This window comes from Arthrobacter sp. TJ-238 (assembly GCF_058269215.1).
The window spans coordinates 136,383-153,771 of the sequence record NZ_JBZCNH010000008.1; the positions used below are offsets into that span (position 1 = coordinate 136,383).

Here is a 17,389-nt window from a genome sequence, read left to right on the forward strand (position 1 = left end):
AACACCTGTTGCCTGACGGTGAACCCCCGCCTAGACTCTGGGCGTGACGTCCTCCAGCGAAGCCCCCGCCGACCTCCTGCCCGCCGAGACAGAGGCAGCCCTCGAAAGGGCCGTCGACTCCGCCAACCGGCACGATGCGCTGTTCTCCGTGCGGGCAGCGAACATCAAGCAGTCCGCGGTGCGGGACGTCTTCGACATCTCCATCCGTCCGGGGCTCGTGTCCCTGGCCGGCGGGAGCCCGTACCTGAAGTCACTCCCGCTCGAGGACCTCGGACGGACAGCCCAGAAGATCATCGCCGAGCACGGCCTCGAGGCCCTGCAGTACGGCGGGGGCCAGGGCATGGAGGAGCTGCGCCGGCTGGTGTGCGACGTCATGGCCGCCGAGGGCATCGAGGGCGCCAGCCCGGAGGACGTCGTGATCACCACCGGCTCACAGTCGGCCCAGGACGTCGCGGCCAAGGTGTTCTGCGACCCGGGCGATGTGATCCTCTGCGAGGACCCCACCTACGTAGGCGCCCTCAACACGTTCGAGGCGTACGAGGTGGACGCCGTCACCATCCCGATGGATGACGCCGGACTGATCCCGGACGAGCTGGAACGCACCATCGCCGACCTCGAGGGGCAGGGCCGCACCATCAAGCTGCTCTACACGATCCCCAGCTTCAACAACCCGAGCGGCATCACGATGGCGGCGGACCGCCGCCAGCGGGTCGTCGACATCTGCCGTGCACACAACATCCTCGTCCTCGAGGACAACCCCTACGGCATGCTGCGCTTCGACGGCGAACCGCTGAAGCCCATGCGCGCGGGCAATCCCGACGACGTCATCTACCTGGGCTCCTTCTCGAAGATCTTCGCGCCCGGCGTGCGGCTCGGCTGGGCGCTGGTGCCCAGGCACCTCTACCGCCGGTTCTACCTCGCCTGCGAGGCCGTCGTGCTCTGCCCGTCGCCGCTCACCCAGATGCTCGTGACCGCCTACCTGACGGACTACGACTGGCGCGGCCACCTCCACTCGATGCGTGACCTCTACCGCGAGCGGTGCGACGCGATGCTCGGTGCCCTCGCGGAGGAACTGCCCGACGGCGTGCGCTGGACCACCCCCGACGGCGGGTTCTTCGTCTGGGTCACCCTCCCCGAAGGCATCGACACCTACCCGCTGCTGTACACGGCCATCGACGCCGGCGTCGTGTTCATCCCCGGCGCCGCGTTCACCCCGTCCGACGAGCCGTCCAACAAGCTCCGCCTGGCCTTCAGCGCCGTCTCCCCCGAGGACATCGTCGAGGGCGTGCGGCGCCTCGCGCCGATCCTGCGGACGGCGATCGAGGAGAACCGGACCGCGTCCGCCTGATCGCTACCGCGGCGGGCGCCTCCGCTGGCGCAGCGTCACCGCGAGGGAGATGAGCGCCGCGACGATCAGCAGGATGGACAGCCTGGCCACCGTGCCCAGCCCGGGGAAGGCCGCCTGCAGGACGATCGACGCGACGAACCCGATCAGCACCACGAGCAGGAGCCTGTTCAGCGGGTAGCGCGGGCGCGGCCGCCGGGGACCGTCGCCGGGGAGGGGCTGGTTCATGAGCCCACCCTAGTCGAGCAGCAGGGCCGGCTCCTCGAGGATCGAGGCGACGTCGGCCATGAAGCGGGCGCTGAGGTCGCCGTCGACCACCCGGTGGTCGAAGGAGCCGCCCAGCGTGGTGATCCAGCGCGGGATGACCTCGCCGTCGAGCACCCAGGGCTTCTGCTTGATGGTGCCGAACGCCACGATCGCGACCTCCCCCGGGTTGATGATCGGCGTTCCGGTGTCGATGCCGAGCGCCCCGATGTTGGTGATGGTCAGCGTTCCGCCCTGCATCTGGGCGGGCTGCGTCCTACCGGCCCGCGCCGTCGTCGCGAGGTCGTTCAGCGCCAGCGCCAGTTCCTTGAGGGAGAGGTCCTGGGCGTCCTTGATGTTGGGGACCATGAGGCCGCGCGGCGTCGCGGCGGCGATGCCGAGGTTCATGAAGTGCTTGACGAGGATCTCGTCCTCCGCCCAGGTGGCGTTGACGGAGGGGTTGCGCGCAGCGGCCCAGATGACGGCCTTCGCGAGGATCAGCAGGGGTGAGACCTTGATGCCCTCGAAGTCCCGGGACGCCTTGAGGCGCTTGACGAACTCCATGGTGCGGGAGGCGTCCACGTCCACGAAGATGCTGACGTGCGGGGCCGTGAAGGCGCTCTGCACCATCGCCCGGGCCGTCGCCTTGCGCACGCCCTTGACGGGGATACGCTCGATCCGGCCGCCGCCGAGCAGCGTCCGCTCCGCCCAGAACGAATCGGCCCCGTCCTGTTCGGCGTCGCGCTGGGACTGGTAGCTCATGAGGTCCTGCTTGGTGACCTCGCCGGCGGTCCCCGTGGCCGGGACGTCGGCGAGGTTGATGCCGAGATCCCGGGCGGCCTTGCGGACCGGCGGCTTGGCCAGCACGCGATTGATGAGCTGGTTCAGCGGGTTCACCCGGGCGGGGTGCTCCGCCTCGGCCGGCTGCGGTAGCGATGCCGGCTCTCCGGCCGGGCGCGGAGCCGGAACGCCCTGGGCTGCCCCGCCGGCAGGGCTCGGCCCGTCCACTCGAGGGGCGCGCGGAGCATCGGCCCCGGTCGCCTGTGCCGCCTGCGGCTTGCGGGGGCGGCGCTTGACGGCGTCGGCCTTCGGTCCTGTGCCGACGAGCGGTCCTGGAGCGGCGTCCGGGGTGGATTCGGGAGCTGCGGCACCGGGCGCCGCAGCGGCCGGCGCGCCCGCCCCGGCGCGGGGGCTCGCGTACTCGCCCGGCATCTCGGGGACGGGGAGCGGGGCGGCGTCGGCGGCATCATCGGCGGCACCGGCGGCGTCGTCGGCGGCACCGGCAGGAACCGGCCCGCCGTCGTGCGCCGTGCCGGGCACCGCGGCTGCGTCCTCGACGGAGATGATCGGGGTGCCGACCTCGATTGTCTCGCCCTCGGCGACGAGCAGTTCGGCGACAGTGCCCGCGTAGGGCGAGGAGAGTTCGACGATGGACTTCGCGGTCTCGATCTCGCAGATGACGTCATTGACGGACACCGTGGCGCCGGGTGCCACCTTCCACTGCACGATCTCCGCCTCGGTGAGGCCCTCTCCGACATCGGGCAGGTTGAACGTATTGAGCGTCATGGGGGTCCTTCAGTATGCGAAGGCACGGTCGAGTGCCTCGAGGATGCGGTCGATGTCCGGCAGGTACTGCTCTTCCACACGGGCCACGGGGTAGGGCATGTGGAAGCCGCCCACGCGGATGACGGGTGCTTCGAGCGAGAGGAAGGCGCGTTCGGAGATCCGTGCGGCGATCTCGCCGCCGATCCCGCCGAAGGTCGGGGCCTCGTGGGCCACGATCAGCCGGCCGGTGCGGGTCACGGACTCGGTGACGGTGTCGAAGTCGATCGGCGAGATGGACCGGAGGTCGATCACCTCGACGCTGCGCCCGTCCTCCTCCGCGGCCGCGGCGGCAGCGAGCGCCACGGGAACGAGCGGGCCGTACGCGACGATGGTGGCGTCCGTTCCGGACCGCAGGACGTGGGCGGAGAACGGATCCCCGACCGGGGCCGACGTGTCCACCTCGCCCTTCAGCCAGTAGCGGCGCTTGGGTTCGAAGACGATGACCGGGTCCTCGCAGGTGACGGCCTGCTGGATCATCCAGTACGCGTCCTGTGCATTCGACGGCGTGATGATGCGCAGCCCGGCGGTGTGGGCGAAGAGCGCCTCGGGCGATTCCGAGTGGTGCTCCACGCTGCCGATCCCGCCTCCGTAGGGGATGCGGATGACCACGGGCGCGCTCAGCATGCCATCGCTGCGCGTCCGGAGCTTCGCGAGCTGCGTCGTGATCTGGTTGAAGCCGGGGAACACGAAGCCGTCGAACTGGATCTCGCAGATGGGGCGGTAGCCCCGCAGGGCGAGCCCGATGGCCGTGCCGATGATGCCGGATTCCGCGAGCGGCGAGTCGACCACCCGCAGGGCGCCGAAGTCCTTCTTCAGGCCGTCGGTCACGCGGTACACGCCGCCGAGCTCGCCGATGTCCTCGCCCATGAGGAGCGTCTTCGGGTCGTTCTCGAGCGACGCCCTCAGCCCTTCGTTGATCGCCTTCGCGATGGTCATCGTCGCCATCAGGCGTGCTTCCCTTCGTCGGCGAAGCCGGCTTCGTACTGCTGGAAGAACCGCAGCTCCTCCTGGATGAGCGGATGCGGTTCGGCGTAGACCGCGGCGAAGCGGCTCTCGAGGTCCGGTGCGGTCATGGCCAGCACCGCCTTACGGAGATCGGCGGCCATGGTGGCGGCCTCGGCGCCGAGGTCCTCGAAGAAGGCGTCGTCAGCGAGGCCCGCAGCGCGGAGATGCGCCTCGAGGCGGATCAGCGGGTCGCGGGGCAGCCACTCCTGCTCGTCCTGGGTCAGTCGGTACTTCGTCGGATCGTCGGCCGTGGTGTGGGCGCTCATCCGGTATGTGTAGGCCTCGATCAGCACCGGGCCCCTGCCGGACCGCGCGTGCTCGAGCGCCCAGCGCGTGACCGCCTCGACGGCGACGACGTCGTTGCCGTCCACCCGCACACCGGGGAAGCCGTAGCCCTTGGCCCGCTGGGCGAGGGGCACCTTCGCCTGCACGCTCGACGGGACGGAGATGGCCCACTGGTTGTTCTGGCAGAAGAACACCACGGGGGCGTCGAAGGAGGCGGCGAACACCATGGACTCGTGGATGTCGCCCTCCGAGCTCGCGCCGTCGCCGAAGTACGCGATGGAGGCGGCCCGGGGCAGCGACGGGTCGGCGAGCTGGTCCCGCTGCAGCCCCATGGCGTAGCCGACGGCGTGCAGGGACTGCGCGGCCAGCACCAGCGTGTACAGGTGGAAGTTCCGCTCGCGGGGGTCCCAGCCGCCGTTCGTCACGCCCCGGAAAAGGCGGAGGATGTCGGACAGCTCGACGCCGCGGGTGAGGGCGACGCCGTGCTCCCGGTACGTGGGGAACGCATAGTCCTGCGGCGCGAGGGCCCGCCCGGAGCCGATCTGCGCCGCCTCCTGCCCGGTGAGCGGGACCCAGAGTGCCAGCTGCCCCTGGCGCTGCAGGGCGGTGGACTCCTGGTCGAAGCGGCGGATCAGGAACATGTCGCGGTACAGCGAGCGCAGGTGCCCCGCGTCGTCCGCTGCGAGGTAGGGCGAGAAGTCGACGTGCTCGCCGGCGATCGTGGCGGTGAGGCTGCGGGCCATGGTCCCGTCGGCCGCGAGGACCTGCAGCGTCACGACGCCGTGTTCCCCGTCGGGCTCCGCGGGCAGCGTGGCACGCAGGACCTCCTCGGCCTCGAATTCCGCTGCCGGCAATCGGCTGCTGTTCATTTCTGCTCCTTACCCGACGCTGTACATTCCGTAAGAGGAATGTGTGCCGTAAGTCATACACCGCCGAACATATGTTCCGGCGGCACCTCGACCAAGACTAATCAGCGCGCGCCCTTAGGCCTATTTAAGACGGGGTCGCATCGCCTCACCCTGCGGCCGGGCGGTGGCTGTACTCTCCGCACAGCTCGAGGAAACGGCTGTTGGCCGCTTCCTCCCCGATCGAGACGCGCACGCCCTCCGAGCCGAAGGCGCGGACCGAGAGCGCCCGCTCGGCAGCCCGCGCGGCGAAGTCCTGCGTGTGCTCGCCGAGCGCCAGCCAGACGAAGTTCCCCTCCGCCTCGGGAACGGCCCAGCCGAGGTCACGGAGCCCGCGGACCACGCGGGTCCGCTCGTCCACGATGGACTGCACCCTGGCTTCCACCGCGTCGATGTGGCGCAGGGAGGTCACGGCAGCATGCTCGGCGACCTGCGACACCGCGAACGGCACCGCCGAGACCCTGAGGTGCTCGGTGAGCCCCTGCTGCGCGACGGAGTACCCGACCCGCAGTCCCGCGAGGCCGTGGGCCTTCGAGAAGGTGCGCAGGACGATGACGTTCGGGTACTCCCGGTACAGCTCGATCCCGTCGACGGCGTCGTCGCGCCGGACGAACTCCTGGTAGGCCTCGTCGATGACGACGACGACGTGCGCGGGTACTTCCGCGAGGAAGCCGACCACCTCGTCCCGCGTGAGGATCGGGCCGGTGGGGTTGTTCGGCGTGCAGAGCAGGACCACGCGCGTGCGGTCGGTGACAGCCCGGGCCATCGCCTCGAGGTCGTGGGTCCCGTCCGACCTGACCGGGACCTGTACGCCCGTGGCGCCGGCGAGGCCCACGCTGATGGGGTAGGCCTCGAAGGACCGCCAGGCGTAGACCACCTCGTCGGGCGCGTCGAAGTCGTTCTGCCCGGCGAAGGTGGCGAGGATCTGGTTCAGAGCGCCGAGGCTGCCCGCGCCGGTCACGATGTCGGTGGGAGGGACGCCCAGATACGCCGCCAGTTCGGTCCGCAGGGCCGTCGTCAGGGGGTCAGGGTAGCGGTTGATGGAGGTCTCGGCCGCGATGGCCTCGAGCACGGCCGGGAGGGGCGGCAGCGGGTTCTCGTTCGAGGAGAGCTTGAAGCTCTCCAGTCCCTCCACGACGACGGGCGGCTTGCCCGCCGCGTAGCGCGGCAGCTTCCCGAGGACGCCGCGCGGCCGGATGCCGGCGTCGCTGCGGGGATCCGCCTGGTCGGAGGGGGGTGCCGGAAGGTCATCGATCGACGTCATGGGTTCAGCCTAGACCCGCCGTCCCGGGAGGCGCGCGGGGTCCGGAGGCCGGCGTCCCGCGCCGGCAGAGGCTTCCGGGTGGCCGTGAAGGAGTAGCGGTGGGCCGTCCCCGCGGCCGCCGCAGTGGCCAGCAGGGACGACGCCGGCGCCAGGGACGGGGCGTCGCTGGCATCCACCAGCCGCGCCCCGACCGCGTAGTTCTCCAGCGCGTGGGCGGCTCCGAGGCCACGCGGCTCCTGCGAGCCGTCCTCCGTGCGGGCGGGGCCCGGCACAGGGGTGTCGAGCTCCACGGTGGTCCGGTGGCGGCCATCGGCGTTGGGCAGGGCGTCGAGCCGCGGCACGGCGTCGTCGTGGTGCTCGAGGTGCAGGTACTCGCCCGCACCCGCCGCGTGCAGCCCGGTGGGCGAGCCGACGGTCAGGACCACCTGCACATCGAACCGCTCGCCGACCCCGCCCGACCCAGCGAGGTTCACGGCGTGGAGTCCGCCCTGGCTGTAGCCGGCGACGATGACCGCATCGCCGTCGCGAGCGCCCGCCCGCCCGAGCGCCTCGAGCACCGCTGCGTCGGTGAACCGGCTGTCCTCCCCGAACGCCTCCGCGACCCCTCCGGCGTCGAACGGGTTGCTGCCCGGCCCGCGGATGCGCCCCTCCTGCGTGCCCGGCAGCACGACGACGTAGACGGGATCCCTGACCGTCCCGGCCCGGAGCACCTCGAAGGTCCCCGGGTCCTCGGCCTCGACGGCGGCCAGACGATCGACGAGTCCGGTGACCGTGCCGTCGAAGGCGACCGGCGTACCGGCATCCCGCCCGCGGAGCTTGATGGGACCGACCTCCAGTGCGCCGCCGCGGACGGCTCCGCGGGCGAGGGCGCGGGCCGCCGCCTCGTGCCGGGCTCGGGCCGCCTCGATGATTGCGTCGGCCGCCGTGTCCGCCAGACGATAGGCCGTCAGGCTCGCGCCCAGCCGGTCCCTCGTGACGGACAGCGCGCGGCCGTTGTCCAGCGCCGAGGTCCAGGCGGCGTCGAGGTGCGCGAGGGCCGCCTGGTACGACGGCCCCGCCACGCCGCCGGGCGGATCGAGGTGGAGGATCCGCCAGGGCAGCTCACTGAGGTCCCGGTCGAGGAAGGTGAGGGCGACGGCGACGCCCCCGGTGTCCGTCGCAAGGAGCGAGAGCACCCGCACCGCCTCGTCGAGCTCCTCCCACTGGAACCGGATGCCGCCCACGCCTCCGCGGACGGTGAGCGGACCGTCGTCGCCCTGGACGGGGCGGAGTCCGTCCGTCACGGCGCCGCCTGCCCCTGCAGGACCTCCGCCTCGAGGAGAAGACCTCCGTAGACGCGCAGGTCTGCTGCCGCCGAGTCCAGGAGGTCGATGGTCCGCGACAGCTCGGTGCACCGCTCTGAGAGATAGGCCCTGAACGCGGCACCGGCGGGCGACTCCCAGGAGAGCAGGGAGACCGACAGCGCGTGCCGCCGGATGCCCTGGAGCTGCTCCGCATGACGCCGGAGGGCGGCCTCCATGCCCGCGACCTGCCGACTCGCGGCCACTCCCGGTTCCCATCCTGCAGCGCCTGGCGTGCTGTCCATGACCTTTCCCCTTCCTGGCGTCCCTCCACGCTAGGAAGGGGAACGGCGCGGGACGGCGGGACCGGCGGCTATGTGGACACCGGCGGCTCCGCGGGCCATGAAAGGATGGGAGCATGGCTGACTCCGCTCTCCCCCGCGTCGAATTCGCTGCACTGTCCCGAGGCGAGGGGACGTCGCTGACCCTCGGACCGCTGGACGGCCGGTACCGGGAGGCGGTCGCCCCGCTCATCGATCATCTCTCCGAGGCGGCCCTCAACCGCGACCGCGTGCACGTCGAGGTCGAGTGGCTCATCCACCTCACGCGCGGGTCCGTCCTGCCCGGGACCGAGCCACTCTCCGAGGAGCAGGAGGCCGGCCTCCGCGCCGTCGTCACGTCCTTCGACGCCGCGTCCGTGGCCGAGCTCGGCGAGATCGAGGCCGTCACCGTGCATGACGTGAAGGCCGTGGAGTACTACCTCGGGCGGCGCCTGGAGGGACTCGGTATCGCCCACCTGAAGCCCCTCGTCCACTTCGGCTGCACCTCGGAGGACATCAACAACCTCTCCTACGCCCTGGGGATCAAGGGCGCCGTGCTCGGCACCTGGCTCCCTGCCGCGCGCAGTCTCGTCCAGGCGATCGGGGACCTCGCACGGTCCACACGGGACACCCCGATGCTGTCCCGCACCCACGGCCAGCCGGCCACGCCCACCACGCTGGGGAAGGAGATGGCCGTCGTCGCGCACCGCCTGACGCGGCAGCTCGACCGCATCGCCGCCACGGAGTTCCTCGGCAAGATCAACGGGGCCACCGGCACGTATGCCGCCCACTACGCCTCGGCCCCCCAGGCCGACTGGCAGGAGGTGTCCCGGTCCTTCGTGGAGGGCCTGGGGCTCTCCTGGAACCCCCTGACCACCCAGATCGAATCGCACGACTGGCAGGCGGAGCTGTACTCGGACGTGGCCCGCTTCAACCGGATCCTGCACAACTTCTGCACGGACGTGTGGAGCTACATCTCCATCGGATACTTCGCCCAGATCCCGGTGGCGGGGGCCACTGGCTCCTCGACGATGCCCCACAAGGTCAACCCCATCCGCTTCGAGAACGCGGAGGCGAACCTCGAGATCTCCTCGGCGCTGCTCGACGTCCTGGCCTCCACCCTCGTGACCTCGCGCTGGCAGCGCGACCTGACGGATTCGTCGAGCCAGCGCAACATCGGGGTGGCCCTCGGGCACTCGCTGCTCGCCATCTCGAACGTCGCCAAGGGCCTGGCCCGGCTCGACGTCGCGGAGGACGTGCTCGCGGCGGACCTCGACGGGAACTGGGAGGTGCTCGGCGAGGCGGTACAGATGGTCATGAGGGCCGAGGCGATCGCGGGCGTGCCGGGGCTCGACGACCCGTACGAGCGGCTCAAGGAGCTCACGCGCGGCCGCCGGGTGGACGCGGACCGCATGCGCGAGTTCGTCGGTGGTCTCGGCCTGAGTGACGCGGCCCAGCAGCGCCTGCTCGCCCTGTCCCCCGCGAGCTACACCGGCATCGCGGACCGCCTCGTGGACCACCTCGGCTGAGCCCGGACCGCTAGCAGAACGCGCTCTCCGTCGGCGCTCGCATGCCTCCTTGACGCCGTCTCCGCACGGGGAGAACGCTGGAGGGATGGAGTGGGTGACCGGTGTCCTGACGGCCGAGGACTACGAGGTGGGCCGCCAGATCGTGCAGCGCGGCGTGGCCGCCGTGTACCTCGTCGCCTTCCTGTCCGCCGTCGCCCAGTTCCCCGCCCTCCTCGGTGAGAAAGGGCTGATGCCCGTTCCCGTGTTCCTCGAGCGGGCGGGCAGCCGCGCCGGCCCGTCGCTGTTCCGCCGGCACTACTCGGACCGCCTGCTGCTCACCGTTGCGTGGGCCGGAGCGGCCGTCTCCGCCCTGCTGGTCCTCGGGCTCCCCCAGGCCGGGCCACCCTGGGTGCCGCTCGTGGCGTTCCTCCTCATCTGGTGGCTCTACACCTCGATCGTGAACGTGGGCCAGACGTTCTACGGGTTCGGCTGGGAGAGCCTGCTCCTGGAGGCCGGCTTCATCGTCGCGTTCCTCGGGTCGAACGAGGTGGCGCCGCCCTTCCTGGTCCTGCTGATGATCCGCTGGCTCGTGTTCCGGCTCGAATTCGGCGCGGGCATGATCAAGATGCGTGGTGACCGATCGTGGCGTGACCTGACGGCCCTGTACTACCACCACGAGACCCAGCCGATGCCGAATCCGGCCAGCCGGTTCTTCCACCTCCTGCCCAAGCCGCTGCACCGCATCGAGGTGGCGGGCAACCACGTCACGCAGCTCGCGGTACCGTTCCTGCTGTTCGCCCCCCAGCCGGTCGCGGGATTCGCGGCGCTGGTGATGATCGTGACGCAGGGCTGGCTGGTGCTGTCCGGCAACTTCGCGTGGCTCAACACGCTGACGATCATCCTGGCGTTCGGCGCCGTGCCCGACTCCTTCTACGAGGCGGTGTTCCCGGCGCTCGACCTGTCCGGTGAGTACGCGCCGACGCCGCTGTGGTTCACGCTCGTCGTCGTCCTCGCGATGCTGCTCCTGGCCTACCTGAGCTGGCCGTCACTGGTGAACCTGTTCGCGCGCCGGCAGCTCATGAATGCGAGCTTCAACCGCTGGCACCTCGGCAACGCGTACGGCGCCTTCGGCAGCGTCACGCAGGTCCGCCACGAGGTGATCGTGGAGGGCACGCTCGACGACGCCGGGCCAGGCGCGCAATGGCGCGAGTACGAGTTCAAGGGCAAGCCCGGGGACCCGTCCCGGCTGCCGCGCCAGTTCGCGCCCTACCACCTGCGGCTGGACTGGATGATGTGGTTCCTCGCGCTCGGGTCCGACGGCGGCTGGTTCACGCCGTTCCTGGTCAAGCTCCTGCAGGCGGACCCGTTGATCCTGAAACTGCTGCGGAAGGACCCGTTCGACGGCGCGCGGCCCCGCTACGTGCGGGCGCGCGTCTTCCTCTACCGCTTCGCGACGCGGGAGGAGAAGCGGGAGACGGGGCTGGTGTGGATCCGCGAACCGCAGGGCGTGCTCGTCAACGCGGCGTCACTGCGCGCCGAGGCATCCTGAGCCGACCTGGTGCACCAGCTCGAGACGACGATGGGAGCAGGGACAAAGCTCAGCCACAGCGCCTTCGCTCGGGTGAGGGCGTCCAGGACCGACATCCACGCGGACAGGTTGATCGGGTGGCTCTTATTCCGGCAGGACGATCATTGTCAGCAGCCTCGTTCGGCGGTCTCCGGGGTCAGGGGCCTGAGTCAGTCGAGCAACCGCGCCGTCGATCGCTGCGGCTAGATCCGCCAGCTCCGTGTCGCTCAGCTGTACTGGGACCTGTCGGTAGCTGACGCCGTCGCGTTGAAGGTCGAACCCTGGGTTCTCCATGGACCGGCTGAAGGCCGCTATGAGGCCGGCAACGAAGGCGCCGAAGGCCGCGGCATGTTGATCGCGGTCCATATGCGCAAGCTGCTCAGGAGTGACACTTCCTGCGCCGTGAACAAGGGCATAGTGCCGTTCGATGGTGCCCCGCACGGCGCGCTCTTCGACGACCTCCAGGATGCCGGCCTGCGAGAGTGTCCGCACATGGCGATACAGCGTGCTCGCTGGTACGTCCGGAATCCGCTGGTGAAGCTCCGCGGTAGACCAGGTCGTGCCCGAGCGCATCGATTGCACGATGCGTAGCCGGATCGGATGGAACAGGATCTCGGTCATTGTTCGCTCGTCCATGAGTCAATCTTGCCGCCGTTGACAACATTCCCAAGTTTGGGAATGATCGATCCATGCTCGTGCAGGATGTTCAGGTGCATGAACAAGGTCGTGGTCGGGGCCCCTCGGTCGTCCTTCTGCACGCCATGGCAACCAGCGGATGGATGTGGCACTCCGTTGGTGAGGGCCTGGCGCAACAGTTCCATGTCATCGTTCCCGACTTACCCGGCCATGGTGGCAGCAACAGGCTGCCCTGGGTTTCCATGGCGAAGACGGCGGACCTGGTCGATCAGGTCATTGCCGCCCGTGCAGAGGGTGGTCGGGCGCATCTGGTGGGGCTTTCCCTCGGCGGGTACGTCGGGCTCGAAGTTGCAGCAACCAGTTCGAGAGTTCGCAGCGTGATGGTCAGTGGGGTGAACGTCCTGCCCTTTCCTCATCCCTGGCTGATGAAGGCGACGGGTCACCTGCTCTCACCGGTGATGCAATCGGATCCCTTCATCCGATGGAACGCACGCATGCTCAAGGTACCGGCGGACCAGGTCGACGGCTTCCGCTCCGCAGCGAAGGCCTCTGACCGTGAGTCACTGCGAACCATCAACGGGCAGGCACTGCACTTCACACTGCCGGAGTCCCTGGCGCATAAGGAGGTGCCGGTTCTTGCGGTAGCCGGCAGCAGCGAACACACGCTCATCCTCCGATCGCTCAGGACGATTCAAGCGACGATCCCCTGCGCGGTTGCCGGGACCGTGCCCGGAATGCACCACGGGTGGGTCGGCGAACAGCCGCGGCTGTTCGAGCAGGCCACACGTCACTGGCTCGAGCACCGGACGCTGCCGACGGGCTTCACTCCCCTCTCCTCGACAGGCTCCTGACACCCTCCGGCTGTCCAGGTGGCTGTCTGTCATCCCGAGGACCCCGAGGAGCCCTTGGCATAGCTGCACTGCGGTAGGTGGACGGGCCTGGTGGAGGAGGACCCCGCCGAGGGCGCTGTCGCTGGGGGCGAGGCTGCCGTATGAGCCCACGCTGGTGCTTGAATGGCTCTCATGACTCTCTCCGGATCCGGCCCCGTACTGATCGCCTGCGCGCACGGTACGGACAACGTGCAGGGACGCAGTGAAATTGACGCCGTCCGGGCAGGCATCGCGGCCCTTCGGCCCGGCATCGACGTTCTCGAGGCGTACGTGGATGTGCAGGATCCTGATCTCGTGGACGTCGTCGCATCCCTTCCGCCCGGGCGTGAGGCTGTCATTGTGCCGTTGCTGCTGTCGGTCGGCTACCACGTCAAGGTAGACATTGCCCGGGCGGCGGCGGGCCGTCCGCAAACGGTGTCCGCCCTTCCGCTGGGCCCCGACCCGCGGCTCGCCCGGGTGCTTCACCAGCGTCTTGTCGAGGCCGGGGTGGACGAGGGTCACGCCATGGTGTTGGCCGCCGCCGGTTCCTCGGACGCCTGCGCCGCCGAGGACGTCGCCGAGGTGAGGGCCGTCCTTGCCGGACTCCGCACGGGTCCCGTGCTATCCGGATTCGGTTCCAAAGCGTCGCCGTCCGTGCCCGAGGCCGTGGCGGCCTGCCGCACCGGCTCGGACGTTTCGCCGGTGGCGGTGGCGTCGTACCTTCTGGCCCCCGGGTACTTCCACGATCAACTGGCCAGGGCCGGCGCCGACGTCGTCAGCGCTCCCCTGCTGCCGGATCCGGTCACCGCCGAGATCGCACTCAGCCGGTATGACGACGCCGTTGCCCGCCTGCGGGGGGAGGAGGCGGCCGTCGGTGCGGGAGGGTGTTCCAGGCCCTGCCGGGCACGCGTGAAAACGTGCCTCAGGGGCGGTTCTCCCCAACCAGCCTGATCCCGCCCGGAATGCCGGGTAGGCGGCCCAGGGAGTATTCGAAATTCATCACGGACCAGTCATCGTGGCGAACGTAGAAGCGGATCGAAGTGCAACAACGAGAGCATTCTGATCGGCACTTATGAACCAGCGCGCGTCAAACCTGGATGTCGTTGAAGAGCACTGTCGAGATGTAGCGTTCACCGAAGTCACACACGATCGCCACGATGAGCTTGCCGGCGTTCTCCGGACGCTTTGCCAGTTCGAGGGCGGCCCAGACGATGGCTCCAGACGATATTCCTCCGAGAATACCTTCCTCGGCTCCCAGGGCTCGGGCAACTCGTACCGAGTCCTCGAGGGAGGCGTCGATGACCTCGTCATAGATGTTGATGTCCAGAACAGCCGGGACGAAGTTCGCCCCGATGCCCTGAATCTTGTGCGGACCGGGCGCTCCACCATTGAGGATGGCGGACTCGGCAGGCTCGACAGCGACAATCTGCACCTCGGGGTTGTATTTCTTGAGGATCTGTCCGACCCCGGTCACCGTGTCCCCGGTGCCAACGCCCGCGACAAAAATATCAACAGCACCCGAAGTATCCTCCCAGATCTCTTCGGCCGTAGTCAGCCTGTGGATTTCGGGATTAGCGGTGTTGGCGAACTGCTGGGCCCAGACGGCATTGTCCGTTGTCGCGACAATCTCCTTCGCTCGCTCGACGGCGCCTCGCATTCCTTCGGAGCCTGGGGTGAGAATGATTTCCGCCCCATATGCTCGAAGCGTCACTCGGCGCTCGGTGGACATGGTTTCGGGCATTGTCAGGATGACCTTATAGCCACGTGCCGCGCCGACCATCGCCAGGGCGATTCCAGTGTTGCCCGAAGTACCTTCGACGATTGTTCCGCCTGGGCGTAGGGCCACGGATTGTTCTGCGGCATCAATGATCGCGACGCCGATCCTGTCCTTGACGCTGTTCGTCGGGTTGTAGAACTCCAGTTTCACCACCACATCCGCAGTCAGATCCTTGGTCAGGTGGTTGAGGCGCACCAAGGGGGTGCCGCCCACGAGCTGGGTGACGTCGTGGTAAATCCGGGCCATGACTGAACCTGCCTGATCTGTGCTGTAAGCGGATGAAAGAAAGGGATGTGCTGCCTGAGGCCGCGAGAGAGGAGTGCTAATTCCGGGACGGCACGGCCGCGATGATCGGGTGGTCGAAGCCCGTGTTGCCGACCTTGGTGGCGCCGCCGGGCGAGCCGAGGTCGTCGAAGAACTCGACGTTCGCCCTGTAGTACTCGGCCCACTGCTCGGGGGTGTCGTCCTCGTAGTAGATCGCCTCGACGGGGCAGACGGGTTCGCACGCACCGCAGTCCACGCACTCGTCGGGGTGGATGTAGAGCGACCGCTCGCCCTCGTAGATGCAATCGACAGGGCACTCCTCGATACAGGCCTTGTCCTTGACGTCCACGCAGGGCTGCGCGATTACGTAGGTCACGTCCCACGCCTTTCCTCGGAACTCCGCGTGCCTGCGACGAAGTCGTGCGCCCTTGACGAAGACACTGTACGGGCGACATTCCTCGACCAGGGAGTAAGTCACTTCATGGCGGTATGTGACGAGTGACGTCTTTGTATTACTGCGTGAGACTCCGGGTTAAGACCGTGGTAATTCCTTCGTGTCATGGCATGCGTCCACGTACTGTCCCGGTATGACAAGTTCAGCAGCAGCCTCTTTGAGTGCCCGGAACAGTTTCGGCGCGGCGAAAACAGGCAAGCCGAATGGGCAGTGGAAGGTCGACGGGACCGCTCCTCTGAACGCGAATGAGGCATGGAAACAGCAGGTCAGTGGCCTGAACGTCCGGGATCGGATCGAGCAGGTGTATTCGAAGCATGGTTTCGATTCCATCGAGAAGACCGACCTGCACGGCCGCTTTCGCTGGTGGGGCCTTTATACCCAGCGAAAGCCGGGCATCGACGGCGGGAAGACCGCAACTCTTGAGCCGCACGAGCTTGAGGACAGATATTTGATGTTGCGAGGAAATGAGCAACCTCAGCACCACCGTCGCCGATTCACTCCGACAGCAGATCATCAGCGGGCAGCTGCACCCTGGAGACAAACTGCCGGCCGAAAGCGCACTCGAGCAGGAATTCAGGGTCAGCCGCACCGTGATCCGGGAAGCCTTGTCCCGGCTGCAGACCGCCGGACTTGTCGAGAAGTACCGGGGGAAGGGCACGTACGTCCTCACCCGCCCGAGCGGCCGCCCCTTCACCGCACCGGTCCAGGAGGCGCACAGCCACCAGGACCGCCTTGATCTGCTGGATTTCCGCATAGGCATGGAGACGGAGACAGCCGCTCTGGCTGCGCAACACCGGTCCACGGCGCAGCTGGGGGCTATCGGTGACGCCCTGAATGCGTTCGCTGCGTCACGGCAGAAACCGTCTGCAGCCGTCACGGCTGATTACGAGTTCCACCGCCGTATCGCCATCACCGCGAACAACCGCTTCTACCTCGACCTGCTCGAGTCCCTCGGAACGACGATGATCGCAATGCCTCAGACCCGTCTGATGCACAGCGGTCCAGAAGCACAGGGCGCACACTACGGTCGCGTGCTCGATGAGCACCAGGCGGTTCATGACGCCATTCAACGCAGGGATCCCCAGGGCAGCGCAGCTGCAATGCGGACACACCTGTCGAACTCGCGGGCACGCCTAGCTCCGGTTCGCGCTGAGTGACCAGGAGCCCTTCTGCTGTTGCGGGGATTCGGTGCCGGTCGCGAATCAGGCGAAGCAGATCGTCCAGAAGCGGGAGGCGCCCGGAATCGATGCCGGTGAGCAGGGACCGGATGATCGGCTCGTTCCGTCCGGTTTGAGGCCGGCGCGCCGCTCGACGGACGGGGCGCGGGCCTCAGCGCGGGTAGTAGATGTCGTGCAGTTCCAGGTGGCGGACCGACCATCCTGTCGTGCCGCCGATGAGTCCGGCATGTCGTGGCATTTACAACCCTGGTATCCGCAGGTTCGACAGCCGGATGCGGTCCTCTGTCCGGACTACCGTCGGGGCGTACTTCCCCGGATGATCGTCTCGGTGGGAATCGGCGCAGGGCCATCACCGGTGTCCTCGCCCGGGGCGTCGTAGGCGGTTCCGGTCGCCAGCCGGAGGGCGCGCCGCCCGACGTCCTCGAGGGGGATCCGCACCGTGGTCAGCGCCGGCGTGATGTCACGGACGGTGGGGATGTCGTCGAAGCCCGCCACGCCGATCCCCTCGCCCGGCACGATCCCGGCATCGCGCAGGGCCGAGACGACGCCCACGGCCATGACGTCGTTGACGGCGAACACCAGGTCCACCGACGCCCCCGAGGCGAGCAGCTGCTCGGTGCCACGGTAGCCGCCGTCGCGCGTGAACTCGGTGTGGATGATGCGCTCGGGCGGCACGGAGATACCGTGGTCCGCGAGTCCTGCCATGAACCCGGCAAGCCGATCCGCTGCCGTCCGGATCTCCGGCGGCCCGGCCACCACGCCGATGTCCCGGTAGCCGAGCTCCACGAGAGTGACGGCCAGGTTCCGGGCTCCGCCGAAGTTGTCAAGGAGCACGGTGGCGAACGGAGCCGCGTCCTGGCTGATGAACGCGACCTTGCCGCCCA

The 17,389-nt window shown here is 68.7% G+C and carries 17 protein-coding genes and 1 pseudogene; 7 read left to right on the plus strand and 11 right to left on the minus strand.

Going from position 1 to position 17,389, the window contains the following annotated elements; translation table 11 throughout:
- The first annotated feature begins 43 nt into the window (after window positions 1-43).
- The gene (locus AC4D2O_RS16705) at window positions 44-1,348 is read left to right on the plus strand and encodes an aminotransferase-like domain-containing protein (protein WP_490908475.1); all 1,305 of its coding nucleotides are present in this window, start codon (window positions 44-46) and stop codon (window positions 1,346-1,348) included.
- A 3-nt stretch (window positions 1,349-1,351) separates the two neighbouring features.
- Here AC4D2O_RS16705 and AC4D2O_RS16710 read toward each other — a convergent pair whose 3' ends face one another.
- The 7 genes from AC4D2O_RS16710 to AC4D2O_RS16740 form a co-directional block, all read right to left on the minus strand.
- Complete coding sequence (locus AC4D2O_RS16710) at window positions 1,352-1,573, minus strand: hypothetical protein (RefSeq protein WP_490908476.1); 222 nt, start codon at window positions 1,571-1,573, stop codon at window positions 1,352-1,354.
- Window positions 1,574-1,582: 9 nt separating this feature from the next.
- Window positions 1,583-3,154: a dihydrolipoamide acetyltransferase family protein gene (locus tag AC4D2O_RS16715; protein WP_490908477.1), complete on the minus strand. Its 1,572-nt coding sequence runs from the start codon at window positions 3,152-3,154 to the stop codon at window positions 1,583-1,585.
- A gap of 9 nt (window positions 3,155-3,163) precedes the next feature.
- Window positions 3,164-4,138 (minus strand): alpha-ketoacid dehydrogenase subunit beta, encoded by a 975-nt coding sequence (locus AC4D2O_RS16720; protein ID WP_334211233.1) that lies wholly within the window; start codon window positions 4,136-4,138, stop codon window positions 3,164-3,166.
- Entirely contained in the window at window positions 4,138-5,352 is a 1,215-nt protein-coding gene (gene pdhA / locus AC4D2O_RS16725; RefSeq protein WP_490908478.1) for a pyruvate dehydrogenase (acetyl-transferring) E1 component subunit alpha, read from the minus strand. Before pdhA ends, AC4D2O_RS16720 begins: the two co-directional genes overlap by 1 nt.
- Before the next feature lie 145 nt (window positions 5,353-5,497).
- The gene (locus AC4D2O_RS16730) at window positions 5,498-6,652 is read right to left on the minus strand and encodes a histidinol-phosphate transaminase (protein WP_490908479.1); all 1,155 of its coding nucleotides are present in this window, start codon (window positions 6,650-6,652) and stop codon (window positions 5,498-5,500) included.
- Window positions 6,649-7,935: a hypothetical protein gene (locus AC4D2O_RS16735; protein WP_490908480.1), complete on the minus strand. Its 1,287-nt coding sequence runs from the start codon at window positions 7,933-7,935 to the stop codon at window positions 6,649-6,651. The genes AC4D2O_RS16730 and AC4D2O_RS16735 overlap by 4 nt, the downstream gene beginning before the upstream one ends.
- Window positions 7,932-8,237 (minus strand): hypothetical protein, encoded by a 306-nt coding sequence (locus tag AC4D2O_RS16740; protein WP_490908481.1) that lies wholly within the window; start codon window positions 8,235-8,237, stop codon window positions 7,932-7,934. The genes AC4D2O_RS16735 and AC4D2O_RS16740 overlap by 4 nt, the downstream gene beginning before the upstream one ends.
- 113 nt (window positions 8,238-8,350) lie before the next feature.
- On the opposite strand from AC4D2O_RS16740, the gene purB reads away from it, so the two are divergent.
- Together purB and AC4D2O_RS16750 are read left to right on the plus strand one after the other, a co-directional pair.
- Window positions 8,351-9,781, plus strand: coding sequence for an adenylosuccinate lyase (gene purB / locus AC4D2O_RS16745; protein ID WP_490908482.1), 1,431 nt, complete (start codon window positions 8,351-8,353; stop codon window positions 9,779-9,781).
- 85 nt (window positions 9,782-9,866) lie between these two features.
- On the plus strand, window positions 9,867-11,309 hold the full coding sequence (locus AC4D2O_RS16750) for a lipase maturation factor family protein (protein ID WP_490908483.1): 1,443 nt from the start codon (window positions 9,867-9,869) through the stop codon (window positions 11,307-11,309).
- Window positions 11,310-11,432: 123 nt separating this feature from the next.
- Here AC4D2O_RS16750 and AC4D2O_RS16755 read toward each other — a convergent pair whose 3' ends face one another.
- Window positions 11,433-11,963 carry a helix-turn-helix domain-containing protein gene (locus tag AC4D2O_RS16755; protein WP_490908484.1) on the minus strand — a complete coding sequence of 177 codons (531 nt, stop codon included), beginning with the start codon at window positions 11,961-11,963 and terminating at the stop codon, window positions 11,433-11,435.
- Between the two features lie 53 nt (window positions 11,964-12,016).
- On the opposite strand from AC4D2O_RS16755, the gene AC4D2O_RS16760 reads away from it, so the two are divergent.
- Both AC4D2O_RS16760 and AC4D2O_RS16765 read left to right on the plus strand, forming a co-directional pair.
- Window positions 12,017-12,814 (plus strand): alpha/beta fold hydrolase, encoded by a 798-nt coding sequence (locus tag AC4D2O_RS16760; RefSeq protein WP_490908485.1) that lies wholly within the window; start codon window positions 12,017-12,019, stop codon window positions 12,812-12,814.
- Window positions 12,815-12,985: 171 nt separating this feature from the next.
- On the plus strand, window positions 12,986-13,783 hold the full coding sequence (locus AC4D2O_RS16765; protein ID WP_490908486.1) for a sirohydrochlorin chelatase: 798 nt from the start codon (window positions 12,986-12,988) through the stop codon (window positions 13,781-13,783).
- A gap of 136 nt (window positions 13,784-13,919) precedes the next feature.
- On the opposite strand, the gene cysK is transcribed toward AC4D2O_RS16765, so the two are convergent.
- Window positions 13,920-14,855, minus strand: coding sequence for a cysteine synthase A (cysK, locus tag AC4D2O_RS16770; RefSeq protein ID WP_490908487.1), 936 nt, complete (start codon window positions 14,853-14,855; stop codon window positions 13,920-13,922).
- Window positions 14,856-14,931: 76 nt separating this feature from the next.
- The gene (fdxA, locus tag AC4D2O_RS16775) at window positions 14,932-15,249 is read right to left on the minus strand and encodes a ferredoxin (protein WP_490908488.1); all 318 of its coding nucleotides are present in this window, start codon (window positions 15,247-15,249) and stop codon (window positions 14,932-14,934) included.
- Window positions 15,250-15,460: 211 nt separating this feature from the next.
- Between fdxA and AC4D2O_RS16780 the strand changes: the two are divergent.
- Window positions 15,461-15,787 (plus strand): annotated as a pseudogene (locus tag AC4D2O_RS16780) (nitrite/sulfite reductase); the annotation flags it as partial.
- A 4-nt stretch (window positions 15,788-15,791) separates the two neighbouring features.
- Window positions 15,792-16,484, plus strand: coding sequence for a FadR/GntR family transcriptional regulator (locus AC4D2O_RS16785; RefSeq protein ID WP_490908489.1), 693 nt, complete (start codon window positions 15,792-15,794; stop codon window positions 16,482-16,484).
- A 312-nt stretch (window positions 16,485-16,796) separates the two neighbouring features.
- Here the strand turns inward: AC4D2O_RS16785 and AC4D2O_RS16790 are convergent.
- A partial coding sequence (locus AC4D2O_RS16790; protein WP_490908490.1) for a LacI family DNA-binding transcriptional regulator occupies window positions 16,797-17,389 on the minus strand: 593 nt, incomplete at its 5' end.